5 protein-coding genes are annotated in these 4,880 nt (G+C 62.0%); 4 read left to right on the forward strand and 1 reads right to left on the reverse strand.

The window, feature by feature from the left end; translation table 11 throughout:
• Positions 1 to 8 precede the first annotated feature (8 nt).
• The 3 genes from VJS90_RS13510 to VJS90_RS13520 all read left to right on the forward strand — a co-directional run bounded on the left by VJS90_RS13510 (position 9) and on the right by VJS90_RS13520 (position 3,318).
• Positions 9 to 1,364: a nucleobase:cation symporter-2 family protein gene (locus VJS90_RS13510; protein ID WP_324122160.1), complete on the forward strand. Its 1,356-nt coding sequence runs from the start codon at positions 9 to 11 to the stop codon at positions 1,362 to 1,364.
• Positions 1,365 to 1,383: 19 nt separating this feature from the next.
• Positions 1,384 to 2,169 (forward strand): outer membrane protein OmpK, encoded by a 786-nt coding sequence (locus tag VJS90_RS13515; protein WP_324122156.1) that lies wholly within the window; start codon positions 1,384 to 1,386, stop codon positions 2,167 to 2,169.
• Between the two features lie 366 nt (positions 2,170 to 2,535).
• A complete protein-coding gene (locus VJS90_RS13520) occupies positions 2,536 to 3,318 on the forward strand; it encodes an outer membrane protein OmpK (protein ID WP_324122157.1) in 783 nt (260 codons plus the stop codon).
• Between the two features lie 266 nt (positions 3,319 to 3,584).
• Here VJS90_RS13520 and VJS90_RS13525 read toward each other — a convergent pair whose 3' ends face one another.
• The gene (locus VJS90_RS13525; protein ID WP_324122158.1) at positions 3,585 to 4,499 is read right to left on the reverse strand and encodes a DUF808 domain-containing protein; all 915 of its coding nucleotides are present in this window, start codon (positions 4,497 to 4,499) and stop codon (positions 3,585 to 3,587) included.
• Between the two features lie 143 nt (positions 4,500 to 4,642).
• Here VJS90_RS13525 and VJS90_RS13530 point away from each other — a divergent pair.
• Positions 4,643 to 4,880, forward strand: a 238-nt coding sequence (locus tag VJS90_RS13530) for a helix-turn-helix domain-containing protein (RefSeq protein WP_324122159.1), incomplete at its 3' end; no start/stop codon positions are given.

The raw sequence follows: 4,880 nt of genomic DNA on the forward strand, positions 1-4,880 counted from the left end.
GGTGCTGCATGTCCGTGTCATCCAAGGCGTACATTCCCGTCGCGCCCCCACGACAGCCGTTGTCCCTGTTCCAATTGATCCTGGTGGGCCTGCAACATGTATTGCTGATGTACGGAGGCGCGATCGCGGTGCCGCTGATCATCGGCCAGGCCGCGGGACTCTCCCGTCAGGAAGTCGCCTTCCTGATCAACGCCGACCTGCTGGTCGCAGGCGTCGCCACCATCGTCCAGTCGTTTGGCATCGGCGCCGTGGGCATCCGCATGCCGGTGATGATGGGCGCCAGCTTTGCCGCCGTCGGCAGCATGGTGGCCATGGCCGGCATGCCGGGCGTGGGCTTGCAGGGGATCTTTGGGGCGACCATCGCCGCCGGGTTCTTCGGCATGCTGATTGCCCCGTTCATGTCCAAGGTGGTGCGTTTCTTCCCGCCCCTGGTGACCGGCACCGTGATCACCTCGATCGGCCTGTCGCTGTTTCCGGTCGCGGTCAACTGGGCCGGTGGCGGCGAAGAGGCCAGTCTCTTCGGCTCGCCGATCTACCTGACCGTGGCGGGCCTGGTGCTGGCGACCATCCTGCTGGTCAACCGCTTCATGCGCGGCTTCTGGGTGAATGTCTCGGTGCTGATCGGCATGGGGCTGGGCTACGTGCTGGCAGGCTCGATCGGCATGGTCGACCTGTCCGGGCTGGACCAGGCGCCGTGGCTGCAGGTGGTGACGCCGCTGCACTTCGGCATGCCGACCTTCAGCCTGGCGCCGATCCTGTCGATGTGCCTGGTGGTGGTGATCATCTTCGTCGAGTCCACCGGCATGTTCCTGGCCCTGGGCAAGGTCACCGACCGCGAAGTCACCCCGGGCATGCTGCGCCGAGGCCTGATGTGCGATGCCGGCGCCTCGTTCGTCGCGGGCTTTTTCAACACCTTCACCCACTCCTCGTTCGCCCAGAACATCGGCCTGGTGCAGATGACCGGGGTGCGCTGCCGCTACGTCACCGTGGTGGCGGGCGGCTTGCTGATCGTGCTCAGCCTGCTGCCCAAGGCGGCCTTCCTGATCGCCTCGATTCCGCCCGCCGTGCTGGGCGGCGCCTCGATCGCCATGTTTGGCATGGTCGCGGCGACGGGCATCAGGATCCTCCAGGAGGCGGACATCGGTGACCGGCGCAACCAGTTGCTGGTGGCGGTGAGCGTCGGCATGGGTCTGATCCCGGTGGTGCGTCCGGAGTTCTTCGCGCAGATGCCGCAGTGGATGGAGCCGATCACTCATAGCGGCATTGCCATGGCCACGGTCAGCGCGCTGTTGCTCAACCTGCTGTTCAACATCCTCGGTGGAGCCGAACGCGCCGTGCACAACGACGCCGCCCACCAGCACTGAGACATCCGGGAAGCACGACATGAAGCGAATCATTCCGACCCTGTTGCTCGGCGGCACCCTGCTGCACAGCCTCCCGGCCGTGGCGGGCGAGTGGCTGCAGTGGCAAGGCAACAGCCTGACGTACCTGTATGGCAAGGACTTCAAGGTCAACCCGCGAATCCAGCAGACGCTGACCTTCGAGCACGCCGACAAATGGAAGTACGGCGACAACTTCCTGTTCGTCGACAAGATCTTCTACAACGGCCAGGCCGACCGCGGAAAAGGCGTCAACACCTACTACGGCGAGTTCAGCCCGCGGCTGTCGTTCGGCAAGATCTTCGACCGCAAGCTCGAGTTCGGTCCGGTCAAGGACGTGCTGCTGGCCATGACCTACGAGTCTGGCGAGGGCGACAACGAGGCCTACCTGATCGGCGCGGGCTTTGATCTGGCAATTCCGGGCTTCAACTATTTCACCCTGAACATCTACCAGCGCAACACCGAAGGCAGCCGTCCCGGGGATCGGGTCTGGCAGATTACCCCGGCGTTTTCCTACACGATCCCCATGGGCCGATCCGACATCCTCATCGACGGCTACATGGACTGGGTGGTCGACAACGACCAGACCCGCCGCGGTACCTACCACGCCAACCTGCAGTTCAACCCGCAGGTGAAATATGACTTGGGCAAGGCGCTGAACCTGGGTGCCAGGCAGCTGTATGTGGGGGTGGAATACAGCTACTGGAAAGACAAATACGGCATCGACAACCGCGGCAATGTGGACAGCAACCAGAGCGTTACCAGCGCCCTGGTCAAGGTGCAGTTCTAATAAGCTGACCGAACGCCCAACTTTGTAGCAACGTGCTTCAGGACGGAGCACTTGAGGCCTGGCGCGCAAGCCAGTAATCTGCGCGCCCCCTCGATCAGGGCAGGACGGAATCTGCTCCTGTTTACTGACTCCTCGGTCAATGAATCCGGGTGGTTGGCGAACCTGTTGCCAGTTTGAACATACCTCTTTTCATCCGTTCAGCAGGACGTCGAGCAGGAGGGTTGCGCCTTGCCCACAAGGTTGGCGCGGCTCTTGCCAATCAGCTGTGGCCAGTGGAAAAAAGCTGACTCAAAAGACAAATTCAATATCAAAAAAGCGCCGCCTCGAGCGCTCACACAAAGAACCTATCAAGGGAGCGACCTACGCATGCGCATCACCAACAGCCTGATCCTGGCCACCGGCCTGCTGGCCACCGGCAGCAGCCTCGCCGGCGACCTGCTGCAGTGGCAGAACAACAGCCTGACGTATCTGTACGGCCAGGATTTCAAGGTCAACCCCGAGGTCCAGCAGACCTTCACCTTCGAGCACGCTGACGGCTGGAAATACGGCGACAACTTCATCTTCGTCGACAAGATCTTCTACAACGGCAAGAAAGACTCGGGGAATGGTGACAACACCTATTACGGCGAAATCAGTCCGCGCCTGTCGTTCGGCAAGATCTTCGGTCAGAAGATGGAGTTCGGCCCGATCAAGGACGTGCTGCTGGCCATGACCTACGAGTTTGGCGAGGGCGACACCGAGGCCTACCTGATCGGCCCGGGCTTCGACCTGGATATCCCGGGGTTCGACTGGTTCCAGCTGAACTTCTACCAGCGCACCACCGACGGCAGCCGCGCTGGCGACAACGTCTGGCAGATCACCCCGGCCTGGTCGTACACCATTCCGGTCGGCAGCTCCGACATCCTCATCGACGGCTTCATGGACTGGGTGGTCGACAACGACGAAAACCGCCGCGGCACCTACCAGGCCAACCTGCACTTCAACCCGCAGATCAAGTACGACCTGGGCAAGGCGCTGAAGATTGGCGAGAAGCAGCTGTACGTGGGTATCGAGTACGACTACTGGAAGAACAAGTACGGCATCAAGGACAGCAACGCCTTCGAGACCGACCAGAACACCGCGAGCTTGCTGGTGAAGGTGCATTTCTAAGCGAAGACGGTATCTGCTGGGGTCGTTCTTCTTGAGAAGTAGTCCTCATTTCCGTCGAAGACCTTTTTTCCTTGTGGAAGACTTTTCCTTGTGAAACTTGTGGAAGACCTCTCCTGGAGGACATTTTCCTTGTGGGAGCAACGGTCTTCTACCGAGGTAATCACTACCCCGACCCGGCATCGCCGGGCCCACAGATAAATGGATTGCAGCAACCCATCGAGGTCCCACAGCAAGGTCGGCTGTAGCTCATCGGTCCCAGACCATGGTCACGCAGCCGGCCGCACCGCACGCCACAGCTTGCTGGCCACCGCGACAACGGCCAGCACCACGGCGCCGGCGATCACCCCGGCCAGGCCGTTGAGCAATGCCCCGGTCAACGCGCCACCGCGCCCTTCGCTGAACGCTTCGATCGCATGATGCAGCGGCGCGATGCCATGCACCAAAATCCCGCCACCCACCAGGAACATCGCCGCGGTGCCAATCACCGACAGGCTCTTCATCATGTACGGCGCCGCCCGCAGGATGCCGTTGCCCACCGCCTGCGCCGCGCTCGATGCCTTCTTCGTCATCCACAAGCCCAGGTCGTCGAGCTTGACGATGCCCGCCACCAGCCCATACACACCAATGGTCATCACGATCGCTATGCCCGACAGCACGATGATCTGCTGGGTCAGCGGCGCATCGGCCACGGTGCCAAGGGTGATGGCGATGATCTCGGCCGACAGGATGAAGTCCGTTCGCACAGCGCCCTTGATCTTGGCCTTTTCGAACGCCACCAGGTCAACGTCTGGATCGGCCACCGCCTCGGTGAGCGCGGCGTGCTCGGCCTGGTCCTCGTCCTTGCTGTGCAAGAACTTGTGCGCCAGCTTCTCGAACCCCTCGTAGCACAGGAACGCGCCGCCCAGCATCAGCAGCGGCGTCACCGCCCAGGGAATGAACGCGCTGATCAACAGCGCCGCGGGCACCAGGATCAGCTTGTTCAGGAACGAGCCCTTGGCCACCGCCCAGACCACCGGGATTTCCCGCTCGGCCCGTACGCCGGTGACTTGCTGGGCATTGAGCGCCAGGTCATCGCCAAGCACGCCCGCCGTCTTCTTCGCGGCGACCTTGGTCATCACCGACACATCGTCGAGAATCGTGGCGATGTCATCGATCAGCACCAGTAGACTGCTACCTGCCATATGCTTGTGTTTCCAGGAGGGTAATGGGCCCTGAGTCTAGCCCAAAGTCGCTGCCTTGAGCGCGTTGCAAGGCCGGTGCTACCATGCGCGACCACCCCTGCCGGGCCACAGCCTGCGGCCAGACACGAGGAAAAACCCCCACCATGAGCAGCATTCGCGAGCGCAACAAGGAACTGATCCTGCGCGCGGCCAGTGAAGAGTTCGCCGACAAAGGCTTCGCCGCGACCAAGACCAGCGACATCGCCGCCAAGGCCGGGTTGCCCAAGCCGAACGTCTACTACTACTTCAAGTCCAAGGACAACCTCTATCGCGAGGTGCTCGAGAGCATCATCGAGCCGATCATGCAGGCCTCGACGCCGTTCAGCGCCGACGGTGATCCCA

The sequence above is a fragment of the Pseudomonas sp. genome (assembly GCF_035277045.1).
In the GTDB taxonomy this organism is placed as follows: Bacteria; Pseudomonadota; Gammaproteobacteria; order Pseudomonadales; family Pseudomonadaceae; genus Aquipseudomonas.